This is a genomic window from Micromonospora sp. NPDC048905, assembly GCF_040649655.1.
Lineage (GTDB): Bacteria > Actinomycetota > Actinomycetes > Mycobacteriales > Micromonosporaceae > Micromonospora.
This window is the reverse complement of record NZ_JBEZFV010000004.1, coordinates 301,842-321,230: the sequence shown is the minus strand read 5'-3', so window position 1 is coordinate 321,230 and position 19,389 is coordinate 301,842. Positions and strand designations below refer to the sequence as shown.

Annotated in this window: 13 protein-coding genes; 9 read left to right on the top strand and 4 right to left on the bottom strand. The window is 70.7% G+C overall.

Annotated features, from left to right (window positions below):
* Positions 1-155: 155 nt before the first annotated feature.
* Complete coding sequence (locus tag AB0C01_RS12810; RefSeq protein ID WP_357571150.1) at positions 156-1,679, bottom strand: alpha-N-arabinofuranosidase; 1,524 nt, start codon at positions 1,677-1,679, stop codon at positions 156-158.
* A gap of 687 nt (positions 1,680-2,366) precedes the next feature.
* Here AB0C01_RS12810 and AB0C01_RS12805 point away from each other — a divergent pair.
* The 6 genes from AB0C01_RS12805 (at position 2,367) to AB0C01_RS12780 (ending at position 10,841) form a co-directional block, all read left to right on the top strand.
* Complete coding sequence (locus AB0C01_RS12805) at positions 2,367-3,389, top strand: LacI family DNA-binding transcriptional regulator (protein ID WP_357255873.1); 1,023 nt, start codon at positions 2,367-2,369, stop codon at positions 3,387-3,389.
* 152 nt (positions 3,390-3,541) lie between these two features.
* Entirely contained in the window at positions 3,542-5,725 is a 2,184-nt protein-coding gene (locus AB0C01_RS12800; protein WP_357571149.1) for an alpha/beta hydrolase-fold protein, read from the top strand.
* A 102-nt stretch (positions 5,726-5,827) separates the two neighbouring features.
* Positions 5,828-7,168 (top strand): extracellular solute-binding protein, encoded by a 1,341-nt coding sequence (locus tag AB0C01_RS12795; RefSeq protein WP_357255877.1) that lies wholly within the window; start codon positions 5,828-5,830, stop codon positions 7,166-7,168.
* A 78-nt stretch (positions 7,169-7,246) separates the two neighbouring features.
* Entirely contained in the window at positions 7,247-8,188 is a 942-nt protein-coding gene (locus AB0C01_RS12790; RefSeq protein WP_357255879.1) for a sugar ABC transporter permease, read from the top strand.
* Positions 8,188-9,072, top strand: a complete 885-nt coding sequence (locus AB0C01_RS12785; RefSeq protein WP_357255881.1) for a carbohydrate ABC transporter permease — start codon at positions 8,188-8,190, stop codon at positions 9,070-9,072. Before AB0C01_RS12790 ends, AB0C01_RS12785 begins: the two co-directional genes overlap by 1 nt.
* A gap of 41 nt (positions 9,073-9,113) precedes the next feature.
* Positions 9,114-10,841, top strand: a complete 1,728-nt coding sequence (locus AB0C01_RS12780) for an IlvD/Edd family dehydratase (RefSeq protein WP_357571148.1) — start codon at positions 9,114-9,116, stop codon at positions 10,839-10,841.
* Positions 10,842-10,902: 61 nt separating this feature from the next.
* Here the strand turns inward: AB0C01_RS12780 and AB0C01_RS12775 are convergent, their stop codons facing one another.
* Positions 10,903-11,832 carry a hypothetical protein gene (locus AB0C01_RS12775; protein ID WP_357571147.1) on the bottom strand — a complete coding sequence of 310 codons (930 nt, stop codon included), beginning with the start codon at positions 11,830-11,832 and terminating at the stop codon, positions 10,903-10,905.
* Positions 11,833-12,036: 204 nt separating this feature from the next.
* On the opposite strand from AB0C01_RS12775, the gene AB0C01_RS12770 reads away from it, so the two are divergent.
* Together AB0C01_RS12770 and AB0C01_RS12765 are read left to right on the top strand one after the other, a co-directional pair.
* Positions 12,037-12,549 (top strand): SigE family RNA polymerase sigma factor, encoded by a 513-nt coding sequence (locus AB0C01_RS12770; protein WP_357571145.1) that lies wholly within the window; start codon positions 12,037-12,039, stop codon positions 12,547-12,549.
* On the top strand, positions 12,546-13,712 hold the full coding sequence (locus AB0C01_RS12765) for a hypothetical protein (protein ID WP_357571144.1): 1,167 nt from the start codon (positions 12,546-12,548) through the stop codon (positions 13,710-13,712). The genes AB0C01_RS12770 and AB0C01_RS12765 overlap by 4 nt, the downstream gene beginning before the upstream one ends.
* Before the next feature lie 113 nt (positions 13,713-13,825).
* Here AB0C01_RS12765 and AB0C01_RS12760 read toward each other — a convergent pair whose 3' ends face one another.
* Positions 13,826-15,406 (bottom strand): alpha/beta fold hydrolase, encoded by a 1,581-nt coding sequence (locus AB0C01_RS12760; RefSeq protein ID WP_357571143.1) that lies wholly within the window; start codon positions 15,404-15,406, stop codon positions 13,826-13,828.
* 69 nt (positions 15,407-15,475) lie between these two features.
* Positions 15,476-18,274 (bottom strand): BTAD domain-containing putative transcriptional regulator, encoded by a 2,799-nt coding sequence (locus AB0C01_RS12755; protein WP_357571142.1) that lies wholly within the window; start codon positions 18,272-18,274, stop codon positions 15,476-15,478.
* 227 nt (positions 18,275-18,501) lie between these two features.
* Between AB0C01_RS12755 and AB0C01_RS12750 the strand changes: the two genes are divergently transcribed.
* Complete coding sequence (locus tag AB0C01_RS12750) at positions 18,502-19,335, top strand: SAM-dependent methyltransferase (protein WP_357571140.1); 834 nt, start codon at positions 18,502-18,504, stop codon at positions 19,333-19,335.
* The last annotated feature ends 54 nt before the right edge of the window (positions 19,336-19,389 follow it).

Genomic DNA, 19,389 nt, shown 5'->3' with positions numbered 1-19,389 from the left:
GCAGCCCACCCCGCGCTCGAGGAGTGCGCCGATCTTGCAGTTTCTGTCGTTGATTCGGGGGCATGTGACCCTTATGTCGGGATAGAAAGTGCAAGATCGCGGGGTAAAGGCCCGGCCGCCACCCCTGGCGGCCGGGCGCTTCCCGCTCAGGGCGGTTACGGGGTTGCTTCCGTGGCCCGCATCCGCAGCATGGTCCAGGACGCCGGCGGAAGCGTCAGCCGAACGGCGGCATCGGCCTGTCGCGCGGTGTCGTTGGGTCGCGGTGCGCCGTGGTCCGGACCGTCGGCGGTGTTCTTGGCGGCCAGGTCGGTGCCGCCGACGGTGACGCACTCGATGATCCCGGTCAGGTGGGCGCCGCTGACGTCGACGGTCACCTCGGCCGGAGTGTCGGTGACGCGGTTGACGAGGAACACGCTGATCTCGCCGCTGTCGTCGTCCCAGGTGGAGACCGCGTCGACCGCGGCCACCTCACCGTAGCGGTCGGTGGTCGTCGTGCTGCCGTCGCGGAGCACGTCGAGCACCGCTCCCCGGGCGTGCCGGGCGGTGCGGGCGAAGGGGTGGAAAATGGTCTGCCGCCAGGCTGAGCCGCCCGGTTCGGTCATGATCGGTGCGATGACGTTCACCAGTTGGGCCTGGCACGCCGCCGTCACCCGGTCGCTGTGGCGGAGCAGGCTGATCAGCAGGCCACCGACGACGACGGCGTCGGCCACGCTGTAGTGATCCTCCAACAGCCGCGGCGCGACCGGCCAGTCGTCACCGCTCGGTGGGGTCGACGGGGTGGCGGACTGGTACCAGACGTTCCACTCGTCGAACGCGATCATGATCTTCTTGGTCGACCGGCGGATCGCCCCGACCGAGTCGGCGATGGCCGTGACGGCGTCGATGTATCTGTCCATGTCCTCGCCGGAGGCGAGGAAGCTGGGCAGGTCGTCGTCGACCGGCTGGTAGTAGGCGTGCAGCGAGATCAGGTCGACGTCGTCGTACGCCTCGGTGAGCACGTCGCGTTCCCAGCTACCGAACGTGGGCATGCCGAGGTGGGACGAGCCGCAGGCCACGAGTTCGAGTTCGGGATCGAAACGGCGCATGGCCTTCGCGGTCTGTGCCGCCAGGCGGCCGTACTCGGTCGCGCTGCGCTGGCCCACCTGCCACGGGCCGTCCATCTCGTTGCCCAGGCACCACAGCCGAATGCCGTACGGGTCGTCCGTGCCGTTGGCGCGCCGCTGGTCGGCGAGGTGGCTGCCGCCGCGGTGATTGGCGTACTCGAGCAGGTCGACCGCCTCGGCGGTGCCGCGGGTGCCGAGGTTGACCGCCATGATCGGTTCGAGGTCGGCCTGGCCGAGCCAGCGCATGAATTCGTCGAGCCCGAATGCGTTGGTCTCCAGGCTGTGCCAGGCGAGGTCGAGTCGGGCCGGTCGCCTGTCGACCGGCCCGACCCCGTCCTCCCACCGGTAGGAGGAGACGAAGTTGCCACCCGGGTAGCGGACCGTGGTCACGCCCAGCTCCCGGACGAGCGCCAGCACGTCGCGCCGGAAGCCGTCGGCGTCGGCCGTCGGGTGCCCCGGCTCGTAGATGCCGGTGTAGACACAGCGACCCAGGTGTTCCACGAACGAGCCGAAGAGCCGGCGCGACACCGGCGCCACGCGCCGACGCGGGTCCAGGCTCAGGCGGGCGGTGTTCACGACGCCTCCCCGGTGACCGCCGGCCCGATCCCGGCCAGCCGGTCCGGCCGGGGCCGGGCGGGCATCCGGTAGCGGTGGGGGAGGGGGCATCCGGCGCCGGTCAGGTGCATCGGCGCCTTGTCGAGGTGGGGGTTCAGGACGGGCTCCCTTCGTGCGAGGTCCCGACGCCGAGAGCGCTGCCGGCGCGCGGGACCGAGGGGTGGTGGGGTCCGTGTGCGGTCTGGACACCGCGGGGGCGGTGGACTACGTTCTTGATCTATGTAAACGTTACCGATTACGTTTACGGTAGGGAATAGTTGCCCGCGGTCAATGTGGGCGATCCGGGCGGACGCCGCCCGGCCGGTGACGCGTGGCCGAACGTGGCGCGCGGGTGCGGCGCACCGGACCCGTTATCGGGGACCGCAATTCCCTGCTGCGGTGGGGAATGCAATGTCGGTGGCCTTGCGCCCCGTTCTTTCGGTCTGCGCAACCGCAGAAACTCGCACTTCCCGTCCGCGCCGAGAGCGGCCTCCGTTCACAATTCCGTGGCCGTCCCACTGTCTCACCGAGGCTGCCCGACTGTCCTGGTAGGACGTTCTACCAGGCGTCGCGGGAGGCGCGGAGGTCTTGTGCTCGTAACCCCGGTCGGTTACGTTGGCAACACCCTGGAAACGTAACCGATAACGATTGCAGTCCAGAGGGAGCGGCATGATTGAGGTCAATGCGCCGGCCACAATGAGTGATGTCGCGCGGGTCGCCGGTGTTTCCACCGCCACCGTCTCGCGCGTGGTCAACGGGCACTACGGCGTCAGTGCCCGCACCATTGCTCAGGTCCGCTCGGCCATCGACCAGCTCGGCTACGAGTCGAGTCTGGTGGCCACCAGCCTCCGGCGCAGCCGCACCAACGTCCTGGGCCTCGTGACGCACAGCTTCCAGTCGTACACGGCCGAGGTGCTCAAGGGAGCGATGAAGGCGCTGAGCCGCTCGGGCTTCGATCTGATCATCTACGCCAACAGCGACCTCTACGGGTCGTATTCGGAGGGCTGGGAGAAGCGGCACGTCGCCCGCCTGTCGGGCACCCTCACCGACGGCTGCATCGTCGTCACACCCTGGGGTGAGGTCCAGAGCCGGACACCGATCGTGGCCATCGACCCGGTGCGCGGCTCGACGGCGCATTCGGTGACGGCCGACAACCTCGCGGGCGCCACCACGGCGGTCGAGCACCTGCTGGGCCTGGGCCACCGGCGCATCGGGTTCATCGCGGGCCGCGCCAGCCTGGCCGCGGCGTGGTCGCGGGAGGAGGGCTACCGGGCGGCGCTCACCGACGCAGGCCTCCCGGTCGACCCGACGCTGATCGGCGAAGGAGACTTCAACCCCGAGTCGGCGACGCCGTTGGCACGCGCGCTGTTGCAACGTGCGGACCCGCCGACGGCGATCTTCGCGGCGAGCGACGGGATGGCCCTGAAGGTGCTGGAGGTCGCCGCGGAGCTGGGGCTCGCGGTCCCCGGGGACCTGTCCGTCGTCGGGTTCGACAACATCCCGGAGTCGGCGTTGACCCGGCCGGGTCTGACCACTGTGGACCAGTCGATGTACCAACTCGGCTACGAGGCCGCGCGCATGTTGAAGGCGCTGGTGACCGGCGAGTGGGAGGGGCCACGCCAGGTCGTGCTGCCGACAGACCTCGTCGTCCGTGGGTCGAGCGCGCCACCACGAAGCGCGGCACGACCGTGACCCATGTCCGCCGCAGCGGGCGACCCCGTCAGGTCCGCCCGGGGCAGAGCCGCGAAGGAGGTGTGCACGCGCAGACCCACGGCGAGCTTCGCCGATGAGTTGAGCCGGCCCGGCGGGTCGCGTCCGCTGCCGGCGCAGGAAAGGAGTGGAGCGTGACAACCGCAACGAACCACTGGCCCGTACGCCGATCGGGCGTGCGTCGACTCTCGGCGGTGTTCACCGCCGGAGTCATGGCGGCCGCGGCCGTCCTGTTCGCGCCGCAACCGGCCGCGGCGGCGGAGACACCGTGGCTGGATGTCTCCCCGGATCGCTACGCCTCGTTCACCGTGCCGGCCGCGTACGTCCAGGAGCACCTGGGCTCGGTCTCGCAGGTCGTCGTCGAGGGCAACCTCGGCCCCTCCGCGGCCTGGGCGGAGTTCGGGCTGACCCGGCGCGGCGACGTGTGGTCGGGCATCCTCGGCCCGCTCACGCCGGGGCTCTACCACTACCAGGTCACCGCCGACGACACCAAGAGCCTCAAGGATCCGACGAACAGCACGACTGTGGCGTCCAATCCGCTCCTGAGCACCTTCCTCGTCCCCGGTGACTCGGCGCGGTGGTTGGCAGACGCACCGACGGGCACCGGCGGCACGGTCGAGACCCTGAACTACCGCACCCGGAGCGGGCAGCGGTCGGCCCTGGTGTGGACGCCACCGGGGTACGCGGCCAAGGGACCGAAGGGCTACCCGGTGCTCTACCTGCAGTCGGGCGATGCCGCGAAGGCCAGCGACTGGCTCGACCTCGGCCGATCCAAGCAGATCCTCGACAACCTCTCGGCCGCCGGCGCCATCAGGCCGATGGTGGTCGTGATCAACGATGCCAACGGCGCGGACGGCAGGGAGCTGAAGGACCTCCGGAAGGCGGTCACCGACAGCTACCGGGTCCTTCGTGATCCGGCGCACCAGGCGATCGCGGGTGTGTCCGGCGGCGCGACGGCGGCGGTCCAGGCCGCGTTGGCCAAGCCGGGTCAGTTCGGCTACGTGGGCTGGTTCTCGGGTCGGTCGGTCCCGCAGGTCGACCGGAAGGACGCCAGGACGGTCAACCGCACCGTGAAGGTGTTGCGCCTCTACACGGGAAACCAGACGGATCCCGCGTACAACCCCACCTACCGATTGATGAAGGCGTTGGACCGGGCCGAGGTCAGGTTCGAGGTCGACGGGGTCAACCCGGACGGCGGCGCGAACTGGACCACCTGGCAGGAGAACCTCGTCGACTTCGCGCCGCGACTGTTCCAGCACGTGTCGGACCACGGGCCGAGCCCCGGTCACCGGCCGCTGCGGGGGGAGTTCGTTCCGCCGCCGGCCGGCACCACCCCGACGCCGTTCGTCACCGAGGACGGGTTCGTCACGTTCGAGACGACCACGAACTTCACGGACGCACAGCACGTCACGGTATGGGCGAACATCGCGCCGGGCGGCAGTTGGTTGCGCGTGCCGCTGACCCGCGACGGTGACCGGTGGCGGGCGACCGTGGGTCCGCTGAAGCCCTGGTTCTACTACTACCGGCTGATCGTGGACCGGGTCGCGGTCAAGGACACCTCGAACCCGACGACGGTGACCACGGAACCGACGTGGAGCACCTTCCTCATCCCCGGGCCGGGTGCCCGCCTGCTGACGGACGTCCCCGCCGGGCGGGGCGGGACCGTCGAGAGCATGACCTATCCCAGCACCGTGGCCGGCCAGGACCGCACGGCTCTGGTGTGGACGCCACCCGGGTACGACCCGGGCCGGGCTCAGCCGTACCCCGTCCTCTACCTCCAGCACGGCGGTGGCCAGAACCACACCGACTGGGTCGAGATGGGACGCGCCAAGCAGATCCTCGACCACCAGTTCCTCGACGGTGACCTCACGCCCATGGTCGTCGTGATGGGCAACGGCAACTCGTCGAACTTCAACCGGGAGTTGTTGGAGAACATCGTGCCGACGGCCCGCGCCCGCTACCGCATCTCCGGCGAGTCGTCCCAGCAGGCAATCGCCGGCCTGTCGATGGGCGGCGGGCAGGCACTGGGGGTGTTGCGGGCGTACCCGGGTGAGTTCGCCTACGTCGCGGCGCTCTCGGCCGGGTTCGGCAGCGGCGCCGGTGTCGACGTCGAGGCGATCAACAGCGGGACGAAGATGCTGCGCCTGTACGTCGGCGACCGGACCGACTTCGTGTACCCGAGCTTCATGGCATCGCTGACCACGCTGGACAACCTCGGTATCCGCTACGAGTTCGACGGGGTGACCCCCGGGCCGCATGGCTGGGACGTGTGGCAGAAGAACCTCATCGACCTGGCGCCGCGCCTGTTCAAGCGCTAGGAGCACGTCCACGGCGGCGACACCGGGGCAGGCCTTCCTGCCCTGGTGGCGCCCGCCGAGCAGGAAACTGTCGCACCGCGATCCCCGAAGGGAAGACCGTCAATGAAGACGATACGAATACTCGCCACGGTGACCATGCTCGCGGCCGGGGCCGGGCTCGTCGGCTGTTCCTCCGACGAGGGGGGAAGCGACGCGAGCAACTGCACGAACACCATCACCAAGAAGGACGTGCCGGTCGTGACGATGTGGGGCTGGTACCCCAACACCCAACTCGTCGTCGACAACTTCAACAAGCAGCACGACGACGTGCAGGTCTGCTGGACCAACGTCGGGCAGGGCGGCGACGAGTACGACAAGTTCCAGACGGCCATCTCGGCGGGCACCGGCGCGCCCGACGTGATCATGGTCGAGGCGGACCGGATCCCGACCTTCCAGATCCAGGGCGCGCTCATCGACATCAAGAAGTACGGCTACGACGCGGTCAAGGCCAACTACAGCGACGGCGCCTGGAAGGACGTGTCGGTCGGCGACGCGGTCTACGGGGTCCCGGTCGACGGTGGCCCGATGGGCATGATCTACCGCAAGGACATCTTCGACAAGTACAAGATCACCCCGCCGAAGACCTGGGCCGAGTACGAGCAGGCCGCGCAGAAGGTCAAGGACGCGGGTGGCCCGCTGTTCGGGGACCTCGGCGCGAACGTCCCGGCGGTCATGATGGCGCTCCAGATCCAGAAGGGCGCGTCCCCGTTCACCTTCGATCCGGCGCAGCCGAAGTCCATCGGCGTGAAACTCAACGACCAGCCGTCCAAGGACGTGCTCGACTACTGGGGCGGCCTCGCCAAGAAGGGCCTGGTCGGGACGCAGGACCAGTTCACCCCGGAGTACATCTCCGGCGTGATCAACGGCAACTACGCGACGTACATCTCGGCGGCCTGGGCACCCGGTTATCTCACCGGCGCGGGTGTCGGTAAGGGCCAGGACACCGGCAAGTTCGCGGTGGCGCCGCTGCCGCAGTGGGATGCGAACAACCCGGTGCAGGTCAACTGGGGTGGGTCGGCCTTCTCGGTGACCAAGCAGGCGAAGAAGCCGGAGCTGGCGGCGAAGGTCGCCTACGGGCTCTACGCCGACAAGGAGTCGCTGACCGACGGCTGGACCAACCAGATCATTTTCCCGCTCAACCTGACGGCGCTCAACGATCCCGCGTTCATCGACCTGAAGGTGGCGTTCTTCGACGGCCAGCAGGCGAACAAGGAGGTCTACGTCCCCGCCGCCAACGCCTACAAGGGCGTCGCCTACGCCCCGTTCGGCCAGTTCTACCTCGACGCGATGACCAAGCAGATCAGCGAGATCATCAAGGGCTCCGCCACCGGTGCGCAGGCCGCCGACAGGATCCAGGAGGACGTGGCGAAGTACGCCAAGGAGCAGGGCTTCACCGTCCAGTGACCGGATGGGTGGGCCGTGCCGCCGCTCGACGGCCGGCCCACCCACGATCCCGCAGCGTCCACGTCCCGGAGACCACAGATGACACTCCTGACCGAGCAGCGCACACCGCGTACCCGCACCGAGAAGCGCAAGACCCGTGGCAAGGTGCACCTCCGCGAGCACCTGATGGGGTGGCTCTTCGTCGGGCCGTTCGCGGTCGTCTTCCTGGCGTTCCTCATCGCGCCGCTGGGCTACGCGTTGTACCTCAGTCTCTTCCAGAAGAAGCTGATCGGCGGCACCAGCTTCGTCCTCTTCGACAACTACGTGAAGGCGTTCACCGACCCGAGCTTCCTGTCCGGGGCGTGGTTCGTTCTCCGGTTCTCCCTCGTCGCCATCCCGGTGCAGATCGCCATCGCGTTGGCGATGGCGCTCATCCTGGACGCGGTGACGTCCCTGTTCGCGCGCTTCTCCCGCCTCATGATCTTCCTGCCGTACGCGATCCCCACGGTGATCGGGGCGGTGATGTGGGGGTTCCTCTACAGCAAGGGCTTCGGCCCGCTCACCGACATCTTCGGGTTGTTCGGGGCGACGGCACCCGACTTCCTGAGCAGCAACCTGATCTTCTACGGCCTGCTGAACGTCGTCACCTGGCAGTGGGTCGGCTACTACATGATCATCCTGTACGCGGCGTTGCAGGGCGTCGACCCCACGCTCTACGAGGCCGCCCGGATGGACGGCGCCGGACGGTGGCAGGTCGCGCTGCGGATCAAGATCCCACTGATCGCGCCCGCGCTGATCCTCATCCTGGTCTTCGCACTTATTGGCACCCTGCAGTTCTTCAACGAACCGCAGATCCTGCGGTATCTCGCCGCCGGCACGATCGGGACGGACTTCACCCCCAACATGTACGCGTACCAGCAGGCGTTCGCCCTCGCCAACTTCAACTACGGATCGGCGATCTCGTTCGCCCTCGGCGGCATCGTGTTCATCTGCGTGTACGCATTCCTGTTCTTCACCCGCAAGCGGAGGAGCTTCCTCTGATGGCCAATCGCACGAGCGTCAGCGCGGGTCCTCGTCGACCGCAACGCTATCTGCCGCTGCAGATCCTCCTCGGCTTCATGGTGATCTACTTCCTCGTACCGTTCTGGTGGGTGATCGTCAACAGCTCCAAGGACGCACCGGGGCTGTTCGGCGGAGGCAACACCCTGTGGTTCTCCGACCAGATCGACTACGTCGGCAACCTCCGGCAGTTGTTCACCTACGACGGGGGCATCTACCTGCGGTGGATCCTCAACTCCACGTTGTACGCGATAGCCGGCGGAATCGGCGCCACGGTCCTGTCGGTGATGGCCGGCTACGGCTTCGCCAAGTACCGGTTCGCCGCCCGGCGCTTCAGCTTCGCCGTCGTGCTCGGCGCGCTGATGGTGCCCGCCACCGCCCTGGTCATCCCGACCTTCATCATGTTCTCCCGGCTCGGCCTGACCAACACGGTCTGGGCAGTGATCCTCCCGTCGCTGCTCAATCCGTTCGGCGTCTACCTGATGCACGTCTACGCGCGCGACGCCGTGCCCGACGAGCTGCTGGACGCGGCACGTGTCGACGGCGCGGGCGAGGTGCGTACCTTCCTCCAGATCGCCCTCCCGCTGATGCGCCCCGCGGTGGTCACCGTGCTCCTGCTGTCCGCCGTGGCGTCCTGGAACAACTACTTCCTGCCGCTGGCCATGCTCTCCGACAACCGGCTCTTTCCGGTGACCGTCGGCCTCGGCCTCTGGCAGGGCATCGCCTCGGCGAACAACTCGGGAGGCACCTCGCTGTGGAGCCTCATCATCCTGGGCTCGCTCGTGTCGGTGATCCCACTGGTCATCGCGTTCTTCAGCCTGCAACGGCACTGGCGCGGCGGGCTGTCCGTCGGCGGCCTCCGGTAGGTGCCACCCCCTTGATCGCCGGATGACAGAGAGGTGTGCTGATGTCGACGACGGATCGTCCGCTGCGCAGCGGGCAGTGGTTCGGCGCGGAGGGCCGCAACGGGTTCATCCACCGTTCCTGGATGCGCAACCAGGGTTTCGCGGACGACGTCTTCGACGGTCGTCCGGTGATCGGCATCGCCACCACCTGGTCGGAGCTGACACCCTGCAACGCCCACCTGCGGGACCTGGCCGAATCGGTGAAGCGGGGGGTGTGGGAGAGCGGCGGCCTGCCACTGGAGTTCCCCGCCATGAGCCTGGGCGAGCCCCTGATGCGACCCACGACCATGCTCTACCGCAACCTGCTGGCCATGGAGTTGGAGGAGTCGGTCCGCGCCAACCCCCTCGACGGGGTGGTGCTGCTCTCCGGCTGTGACAAGACCACCCCCGGCCTGCTGATGGGCGCGGCGAGCGTCGACCTCCCCACCTTGATGATCACCGGCGGACCGATGCTGAACGGCAAGTTCCGGGGCCAGGACATCGGGTCGGGCACCGTCGTCTGGCGCTTCACCGAGGAGCAGCGCGCCGGCCGGATGACCGCGGCCGACTGCGCGGAGGCGGAGGTCGGCATGTCCCGCAGCCGGGGGCACTGCATGACCATGGGCACCGCCTCCACGATGGCCTGCGTGACCGAGGCACTGGGCGTGCAACTGCCGGGTGCGGCCGCCGTGCCGGCTGTCGACTCGCGCCGGTACGCGCTCGCGCAGGCCGCCGGCCGCCGGATCGTCGCCATGGTCGCGCAGGACCAGCGGCTGTCCACGGTGCTGACCCGGGAGGCGTTCGAGAACGCCATCCGGGTCAACGCCGCGATCGGCGGTTCCACGAACGCCGTCGTCCACCTGTTGGCGATCGCCGGCCGCCTCGGCGTCCCGCTGACCCTGGAGGACTTCGACACCCTCACCGCCGACGTGCCCATGCTCGTCAACCTGATGCCGTCCGGGGCGTACCTGATGGAGGACTTCGCCTACGCGGGCGGCGTGCCGGCGGTGATGAACGAGATCGCCGCCCTGCTCAACATGGAGCACGTCACCGTCAGCGGCCGGAGCGTCGCCGACAACATCAGCGGCGTGCAGTGCTGGAACCGGCAGGTCATCGGCACCCTGGCCGAGCCGTTCCAACCCGCCGGCTCGGGCACCGTGGTGCTCCGGGGGTCACTCGCGCCGTCCGGGGCCGTGCTGAAGGTCTCCGCCGCCTCCGCGCACCTCCTGCGACACACCGGACCGGCGCTCGTCTTCGACCGGATCGAGGACTACGTCGTCGCCGCCGACGATCCGGACCTCGACGTCACCCCGGACACGGTGATCGTGGTGCGCAACGCCGGCCCCCGGGGCTATCCCGGCTTCCCGGAGGTGGGCAACGTGCCCATGCCACGACGACTGCTCGAAGCCGGCATCACCGACATGGTGCGGATCTCCGACGCCCGGATGAGCGGCACCGGGTACGGCACCTGTGTCCTGCACGTGGCCCCGGAGGCCGCCGTGGGAGGCCCGCTCGCGCTGGTACACACCGGCGACCTGGTCCGCGTCGACGTCCCGACGCGGCGCCTGGACCTGCTGGTCGACGACGCGACACTCACCCAACGCCGCGCCGCCTGGCAACCGTCACCGCGGACGGCCGACCGGGGCTGGACACGCCTGTACACCGAGCACGTTCTCCAGGCCGACCAGGGAGCCGACCTCGACTTCCTGGTCGGCGGCAGCGGCAGCGCCGTACCCCGGCACTCGCACTGACCGTGCGCCCACCACGAACCGGGCACCGGGCGGGAGCCCCAGCGCACGGCTGGGGCTCCCGTCAGCGCCCGCAGGCCCCGCACGCCCGGCGGGTACGCAGGTGGTAGTCGCTTGACGCCGCGAGGAGCCCGAGCCCCAGGACCCAGTACGCCGACATCGCCACCCAGAGGAACGTGTCGGAGAACTCGCTGACCGATCCGGACACCAACTGCACGAGCCCCATGCCGAAGTACGCCACGATGCCCGCCCCGAGCCCGAAGCCGGGCACCAGCAACAGCAGGCGAGGGATCGGGCGGCCGGCGAGCAGCGGCACCCACCCCGGCCAGACCTCACCCCAGTGGTGGACGAGCGCCAACGGCAACAGCGCTCCCGCCAGCAGCAGGCCGACCTCCAGCCCGATCACGGAGGGGTCCTGGATGAGGCTGTCGAACCCCACCACGCCCTGTGCCGCGAAGCGCGTCACGAGGCCGGCCACCGCGACGTACGCGGCCCAGCGTGCCCAGCGCGCGGGGACCGCGCGGCGGTGACCGGGTCGCCCGGTCCGGCAGCACTCCGGGCAGTCGCCCCGGGTGCGCCGCTGATAGCGGGCGGTGGCCAGGCCGAGCAGGGCCGCTCCGGTCACACAACCCAGCCGGCTGACGAACGCCGTCGGGTCGAAGTGCGGGCTGACCACGAACAGCAGGAAGCCCACAAGCTCCGGCAGCAGGATCGCGGCGGCCGCGACCAGCGCCCCGGTGACCGCCCAGGCGACCCCCGCGAGCACCGGCCGCCACGTCGACACCCGGTCCAGCGCAACGGCCAGCACAGCCGCGGCCAGACACAGCGCCACCGACCACCAACCGGTGAACCCCACCAGGTCCGATCCGAACTGCCGGAACTCCGGGGCCTCGCCGACGGTCCACGCCAGACGCACGCCCCCGTATGCCACGGTCCAGCCGAGCACCGCGTACGTCAGACCGTGGCCCGCCCTGCGAACGATTGATGTCGCCATGCATCCGATCCTCCCGCTGCCCGGGGCCGGGCGAACCCCGCCGACAGGGGAGACGCTCCCTCGCCAGAGGGAGCTGCGCCGGACGCCGAGCGCCGCACGCGCTGCTACGGTCACCGGCGCTGACCTGGCATCCCGCCGAACCTCGGACCGGACGCAACCCGACGGTCGTCCGGACCCGTCGAGCGTGCAGAGGAGGGAGCCTCAATGATGGATGCCGAGCGGGAGTTCGTGGAGTACGTCTCCGCGCGACTACCGAACCTGCATCGAACCGCGTTCCTGATGTGCGGCGACGCCCATCTGGCCGACGACGTGGTGCAGCAGACGATCACGGCGTTGTACGTGCACTGGCGCAAGGTCAGCCGGGCCGACAACGTCGACGCGTACGTGCACCGGATGCTCGTCCACAAGCTCGTCGACGAGAAGCGGTTGAGCTGGTCGAAGGTCCGCTTGTCGGGGTCGACGCCCGAGCCGGAGCGCCCGGTGATGCCGCACGACGAGGTGGCCGAGCGGGACAGCCTGGTCGCCGCGCTCGCCCACCTGCCCCGCGGCCAGCGCACCGTGCTGGTCCTGCGGTTCCTGTGCGACCTGTCGCTCGCCGACACGGCCGCCGCGATGGGCTGCTCCGAAGGCAACGTGAAGTCGCAGACGGCTCGGGCGCTGGCGGCGATCCGCCAGGTGCTCGACGTCGCCGAGATGGCCGGAAGGAATTCGACATGACCATGGTGGACGACCAGCGGATCGCCGCACTGCTGCGATCGGCGCCGGTCCCCGAGCCGCGCGTCGACCTGGACCGCGCGATCCGCGACGGCCGGCGTCGACGCCGACGCCGACGGGTCGGTGGTGTCGCCACGGCGACGGTGCTGGCCGGGCTTGCCGCGGTGGGCGCCGTCCAGGTCGGCGGGGTCGCCGACGAGCCCGCCCCGGTCCCGCCGGCCGTCGCGGCGTCGCCGGCCGCGTCCGTGTCGACCGCGCCGGCCAGATCGCTCACCTGTGCGGCCGTTTTGCTGGCGCAACCGGTCCGTGGTTCGGTCGCGGTGGCGACCGGTGTCGACCCCACCGGTCGGCACATCGTCGGTGACATCGGCACCGGGAACGAGGACGGGAAGGTCGTGCTGTGGACCGACGGCCGGGCGACGGTCCTGCCGGCCGCCGCCCGGCACGGGGCCGCGGTCAACGCCGGCGGGTACGTGGTCGGCACCAACGGCGACGGCACCGGCTGGGTCTACCGGGGTGGGACGCTGCGTTTCCTGACCACCCCGCCCGGCTACGACGCGGTCCTGGTGTACGCGGTCAACGGTCGGGGCGACATCGCCGGCACCGCCCGGAAGGCCGACGACACACCCCGTGCCGTGCTGTGGTCCGTGGACCGCCCGCAGCAGTACCGTTTCCTCGGCCGAGTGGGGTCCGCGGCGACCGGGATCACCGAGGACGGCACTGTCGTCGGCACGATGGGCGATCGGCCCTACCGGTGGACGCCCCAGGGCACCGGGGCCGAGTTGGCGGTGCCGGACGGCTACCCGCACGCCTCGGTCGATTCGGCACACGGCAACTGGGCGATCGGCATGGTCCCCGGTGCCGCGCGGGGCGGGAGCGTGCAGATGCTGCCGGTGCGATGGAACCTGACGACCGGGGCGGCGAGCGTGCTGCCGTACCCGTCCGCGAGCGGGATCGCCGGCAACGGCGACCTGCTGGTCGACGACGGCGCGCCGTTGATCGTCGCAGCGGACGGCACGTCCCGTCGGTTGCCGGGCCGGCCCGAGGTCCGGTCGACCGAGGCGGGCACGTACTCGGCCGACGGGATCAGCGACGACGGCCGGACCGTGGTCGGTGCCGTCTACGAGAACGAGGCGCACCGGCCGCTGGTGTGGCGCTGCACCTGAGGCCCGTGCCGACGACCCGCCCCGCGAACGCCGGGTCGGCGCCGAGGCAACCAGCCTCGGCGCCGACCCCGGTGTCACGCTGTCGGCGACGTCCGCCCGGAGAAAACGATGCGTCAGGCCGGGGCGGCCGGGCAGCTCGCGCCGACCGGCGGCAGGACTCGATAGATGAGGTACCTGTCGACGTTCCCGCGGGTGCACTCCGTGCGCGGGTAGCTGGCGTGACCCGACCCCTCGTAGGTGAGGAGGCGGCCATGCGTGCCGAGTTGGCGCGCCACCCGCTGCGCCCCGTCGTACGGGGTGGCCGGATCGTAGCTACCGTTGAGCAGCAGGACCGGGGTGCTCGTCCGCACCCGCAGCTCATGTTGCGGGTTGACCGCCGTCCAGCCCAGGCAGATCGCGGCGAAGCGGACGGCCAGCGGGGAGGCCCGCAGGTGCGGCGCCGCGTCGCGGGACACCTTCAGATACCGGTTCCACTCGGCGAAGTCGTCGACCGGCAGCGACCAGTCCTGGCAGAACGCGGGTAGGGCGTACTCGGTCAGGTCCACGCCGCTGTCGACCGGGACCATCGGGGACGCGAGTGCGGCGGGCTCGCCCCGCTCCAACGCGAGAAGCATGGTGGCGAGGTCGGCCCAGGTCGCGTCGAAGAAGTTGACGAACGTCGCGAACCCCAGCTCGAACCAGGTGAGCGTTTCGCCGGTGCCCGCGTCGACGAGCGTGCCGGCGTCGGCACGGCGCATCAGTTGGTCGTACAGCGCGGGCACGTCGCGGCCGTGCAGCGCACAGCTCGGGGTCCGCTCGCACCAGCTCACGAACTCGTGGAACAGGGCCTCGTTGCTGGCCGCCCCGCTGCGGAAGTACCCCCGGACCCCCTGGCTGTGGTCCATCACGCTGTCCATGGCCAGTGCGCGGACGCGGTCGGGAAACAGTTCGGCGTACGCCTGCCCGATCAGGGTGCCGTAGGACCACTCGTAGAAGCTGAGCTGCCGCTCACCGAGTGCCGCCCGGATGGCGTCCGTGTCCCGCGCGACGCTCACGCTGTCGAGGTGGTCGAACAGGGGGCCACTCTTCGCGCGGCAGTCCTCGCGCAACTGGCGGTTGTAGGTGCGGAGTCGCTCGAACTCCGCGGCGGTGGTGGGGGTCAGGGAGGGGTGCTGGGCCAGCAACGCCGACGAGCAGCGCACCGGTGCGCTCCGCACCGTGCCCCGGGGGTCGAAGCCGATGATGTCGAAGCGGCGCAGCACGTCCGGCCCGAGCTGACTGGCGGCCGTCAGCGCCACGTCCACCCCGGACAGGCCGGGGCCACCGGGGTTGAAGACCAGGGCGCCGATGCGGGCGCCCGGGTCGGTGGCGGGGCGGCGGGCCAGGGCCAGCTCGAAGGTCTCCCCTCGCGGCCGGGCCCAGTCGACAGGCAGGCGCAGGGTGCCGCATCGCGTACCCGGATCGTCGGCCGGGTCCGCGCACGCCCGCCAGTCGATGCGGCCGTTCCACCCGCCGGTGGTGCTCTCCACGACCGAACCGGTGGCCGACCCGCTGGCGGGGGGCGACGCCGGCGGGGTGACCGCGAACGCCGGTGGGGCGTTCAGCGACAGGGCGACGAGGACCGCGACGGCGGCCGGAAGGCGAAGGACGAGCGGCGGGCGTCGACGGTCGACCCCGCCGCGGTGCCGGAGAGTGGGTCTCTTCAGGGTCAGCATTCGCCCAGCCTGCCGACGACCGGTCCATGCCCGATCCATGCCGGTCCGGACGCGGCGTACGGGGCACGCTCAGCGCGTGGTCGCCAACCGCTCGGACAGCTCACCGGCCAGCGGATGACCGATCCGGTCGAAGATCGCCAACGCCTGTCCCCAGAGGTCCTTCGACGTGTCGTGCTCGCCCACCGCCCGATGGCTGTCCCCGAGCCGGACGAGTGTCTCGGCCCGTCCGCACTGGTCCTGAGCGTCGGAATACAGGGCGAGGGCGCGTCGATAGCAGTCCACCGCCGTCGGGTGTGCCCCGAGACCCTGATGGGCGAAGCCGAGACTGTCCCAGGTCTGGGCCTCGCCCACCCGGTTGTGGACCTCGGCATGGAGTGCCAGTGCCTGCTCACAGTAGGCGATGGCCCGGACGTGCTCGTCCAGGCGGGCGTGACCCCACCCGATCGCGTTGAGCGCATCCGCCGCGCCGCGTGCGTCGTCGCTGCCGCTGGACAGCGCCAGCGCCGCCTCGGCGTGCGGCAGCGCGTCGCGCGGGTTGCCCTCGATGTCGTACACCCAGGCGAGGTGCAGGTGGATGCTCGCCTGGCCCGGCCGGTCACCGACCGTCTCGTACCGCGTCATCGCGCTGCGCAGGTGCCGGCGGGCGGCACCGTACCGGCGGAGCTGGAGGTGTGCCAGCGCGAGGTCCCGGTGTGCCACCGCCTCGGCCCCCGGCTCACCGCGGCGTCGGGCGGCCGCGACCGCGACGGCCTGCACGGCGCTCAGGTCGTGCCACCGCGACAACCGGCTGAGCAGGGGAGTGAGGGCCTGGGCGAGCTGCCCGGCGTGGGCGTCGAAGCGGTGGGCGACCGCGTCGTCGACGGCGGCCAGCAGCACCCCCTGTTCGATGGTGAACCAGGCCAGTGCGGCCCGGTGGTCGGCGAACGTCGGCGGTGCCGCGTCGGTGGGCGGGGGCAGCGGATCGGTCGGCTGGTGGCCGGCGTCGACGAGCCTCGCCGCGGCACGGACGGCCCGCAGATAGTGGTCGAACACGCGCTTGCGGGCGGCTCTCCGGGCGGCCGCGGAGTCGTGGCTGTCCGTCAGTTCCTCTCCGTAGGCCCGGAGCAGGTCGTGACAGCGGAAGCGGCTGGGGGACTGCTCGGTCAGCAGGTTGGTCCGGGTCAACTCGTCGAGGGCCGGCCGGATCTGGTGTGGCGGTGCCCCGGCGAGGCTGGCCGCCGCCGCCGCGCCGAGGTCGGCCGTCGGGTGCAGGCTGATCTGCCGGAACAGTCGGGCCGCGTCCGGACTGAGCAGACGGTACGACCAGGAGAGCACCGTCCGCAGGTCGGTGGCGGCGTCGTCGGTGGCCAGTGCCGCGAGACCGCCCCTGGGTGCGGCCAGATCGTCCGCGATGGCCTGGAGTGGGAACGCGGGTCGGGCGGCGGCCCGCGCCGCCACGATGGACAACGCGAGGGGCAACCGCGCGGTACGGCTGACCAGCTCGTCCACCGCGGCCGGCTGGGCGGCGGCCCGCGCACCGAGCCGGCGCACGAGCAACTGGCGTGCTTCGGCGGCGCTGGGCAGATCCAGTGCGACGGTGTGGGCGCCCTCGGCGGCGACCAGGCCCGGCAGCGTGTGGCGACTCGTCACGATCACGCCACATCGGCGGGACCCGGGCAGCAGCGGCCGGACCTGTTCGGCGTCGCGCGCGTTGTCGAGCAGCACGAGCAGCCGTCGGTCCGCGGTCAGGCTCCGGTACAGGGCGAACTGGGCCGCCGGTTCGGCGGGTATCTCCAGGGGTTTGACGCCCAGGGCGGGCAACAGCGATCGCACGACGACGGCGGACGGTGCCGCCTCCCGTGTCGCCGTGCCGAAACCGCCCAGGTCGACGTGGAGCTGCCCGTCCGGATAGTGGTGCAGGCTGTCGTGTGCCCAGCGCAACGCCAGCCAGGTCTTTCCGACGCCGCCGGTGCCGGTGACGACGACGGTGCCGGCCGATTCGGTGTCGTCGAGCAGCAGCGTCGTGAGTCGGGCCAGCTCGCTGGTCCGGCCGGTGAACAACGTCGGTGGGGCGGGCAACTGCCGGGGAACCATCCGTGCTGGCTGCCACTCCGGCGGCCGTGCCCCGGATGTCGACACCTCCCGGTCGGCCCGCAGGATGCTGGTGTGCAACCGTTGCAGGTCGGCGCCGGGCTCGACCCCCACCTCCTCGGCCAGGACCCGACGCACCTGCCGGTACGTCGCCAGCGCGTCCGCCCGCCGTCCGGCCTGGGCCAGGGCCACCATGAGCTGCCCCCAGGGACGCTCGCGCAGTGGATCCCCGTCGATCCGGGTCCGGAGCGGCTCGATCAGCTCGTTGTGCCGCCCGGCGCGGAGATGGAGGTCCGCGACCTCCTCCAGCAGACTCGACCGCTGTTCCTGGAGCCTGGTCCGGACCGAGAGCAACACCCCCGCGCCAGGCAGTCCCGCGAACGGCTCGCCCCGCCACAGCGCCAGCGCCGCCTCGAACGCCCGCAGGGCATCCGCGCAGCGGTCCTGGCGCAACGCGTGATAGCCGCGCTGCGCCAGGTCGTCGAAGGTCAGACTGTCCACCGTCTGCCCATCGAGGACGAGACGATAACCGGTGGCTCCGGCGAGGATGGTGGGCTCCGGCGCGCCGGGGGACCGCAGCGCCCGGCGTAGCGCCCAGACGTAGGTCTTCACGTTGCCTGCTGCCGTCTTCGGCGGGCGTCCCTGCCACAGCTCGTCGACGAGCTGGTCGATGGTCCACGCGCTGCCCGGCTGCGACATCAGGACGGCCAGCAGGCGTACCTGCATCGGCGTGCCGAGCGTCAGCAGATCCCCGGCGGAGGAGCGAACCTCGACCGGCCCGAGCAGGTGGTACCGCATGGCTGACCTCCCCGTGACCGCGGGCCATCACCCCACCGTACGGCCTGACGGCGGTCCATCGCCGGCCGCCTCGATCGCGGCGGTCCGGGCTGGCTCGCGTGTGGATTGTCCTCAGGGTGGCGCGTATTCGTTGCCTTATATACCGTGGCACGGTCGCGAGGCGGCCAGATCCTCGACGGGCCGTCCCCGCCACGACATCGCGTGCGCGATGGGAGGAGGGGTTCGTCGTGACCACGGATTCGCAGGCGACCGACCGGCCCGAGGCTGGCGGAGTCGATGCGGTGCAGAAGATCGACACCTCGGTGCCGCACTCGGCCCGGATCTGGAACTACTGGCTCGGCGGCACGGACAACTTCGCGGTCGACCGCGAAGCCGGCGACCAGTACCGGCAGGTCTTCCCCGGCGTCGTCGACGTCGCCCGGGCCTCCCGGCAGTTCCTGGTCCGCTCGGTCATGTTCCTCGCCGGCGAGGCGGGCGTCCGCCAGTTCCTCGACGTCGGCACGGGGCTGCCGACGGCCGACAACACCCACGAGGTGGCGCAGCGGATCGCGCCGGACGCGCGGATCGTCTACGTGGACAGCGACCCGCTGGTGCTGGCCCATGCCCGTGCGTTGCTGGTCGGCGCGGCCGAGGGGAGGACCGCCTATATCGACGGTGACCTGCGTGACCCGGCCGCGGTCATCGCCGAGGCCGGCAGGACGCTGGACTTCCAGCAGCCGATCGGCCTCATCCTCAGCGGTGTGCTGGGCCACGTGCCCGACTACGAGGCGGCCAGGTCGATCGCGCGACAGTTGCTGGCGTCGCTACCGAGCGGCAGTTACCTCTCCCTCAACGACGGTACGAGTCTGATCAGCGCCGAGATGCAGCAGGCGCAGGACGACTACAACGAGAGTGGGGCGGTTCCGTACACGCTTCGCTCGCCGGACCAGATCGTCGGGTTCTTCGACGGGTTGGAGCTGGTGGAGCCGGGCGTGGTGCCGTGCCCGCAGTGGCGACCCGACGACGTGGTCGACACGCCCGCCGACATCGACGCCTTCGGCGGGGTGGGCCGCAAGCGTTAGACGAGGCTGGGGTTGCGGCGAAGGGGTGCTGGCCTTCCGCGGTGGCGTGCTTAG

What these genes read in the sequence shown, in the direction of transcription:
- AB0C01_RS12805 (WP_357255873.1), top strand. Translation starts at nt 2,367, where the DNA reads ATGATTGAGGTCAATGCGCCGGCCACAATGAGTGATGTCGCGCGGGTC.
- AB0C01_RS12795 (WP_357255877.1), top strand. Translation starts at nt 5,828, where the DNA reads ATGAAGACGATACGAATACTCGCCACGGTGACCATGCTCGCGGCCGGG.
- AB0C01_RS12790 (WP_357255879.1), top strand. Translation starts at nt 7,247, where the DNA reads ATGACACTCCTGACCGAGCAGCGCACACCGCGTACCCGCACCGAGAAG.
- AB0C01_RS12785 (WP_357255881.1), top strand. Translation starts at nt 8,188, where the DNA reads ATGGCCAATCGCACGAGCGTCAGCGCGGGTCCTCGTCGACCGCAACGC.
- AB0C01_RS12780 (WP_357571148.1), top strand. Translation starts at nt 9,114, where the DNA reads ATGTCGACGACGGATCGTCCGCTGCGCAGCGGGCAGTGGTTCGGCGCG.
- AB0C01_RS12775 (WP_357571147.1), bottom strand. Translation starts at nt 11,832, where the DNA reads ATGGCGACATCAATCGTTCGCAGGGCGGGCCACGGTCTGACGTACGCG.
- AB0C01_RS12770 (WP_357571145.1), top strand. Translation starts at nt 12,037, where the DNA reads ATGATGGATGCCGAGCGGGAGTTCGTGGAGTACGTCTCCGCGCGACTA.
- AB0C01_RS12765 (WP_357571144.1), top strand. Translation starts at nt 12,546, where the DNA reads ATGACCATGGTGGACGACCAGCGGATCGCCGCACTGCTGCGATCGGCG.
- AB0C01_RS12760 (WP_357571143.1), bottom strand. Translation starts at nt 15,406, where the DNA reads ATGCTGACCCTGAAGAGACCCACTCTCCGGCACCGCGGCGGGGTCGAC.
- AB0C01_RS12755 (WP_357571142.1), bottom strand. Translation starts at nt 18,274, where the DNA reads ATGCGGTACCACCTGCTCGGGCCGGTCGAGGTTCGCTCCTCCGCCGGG.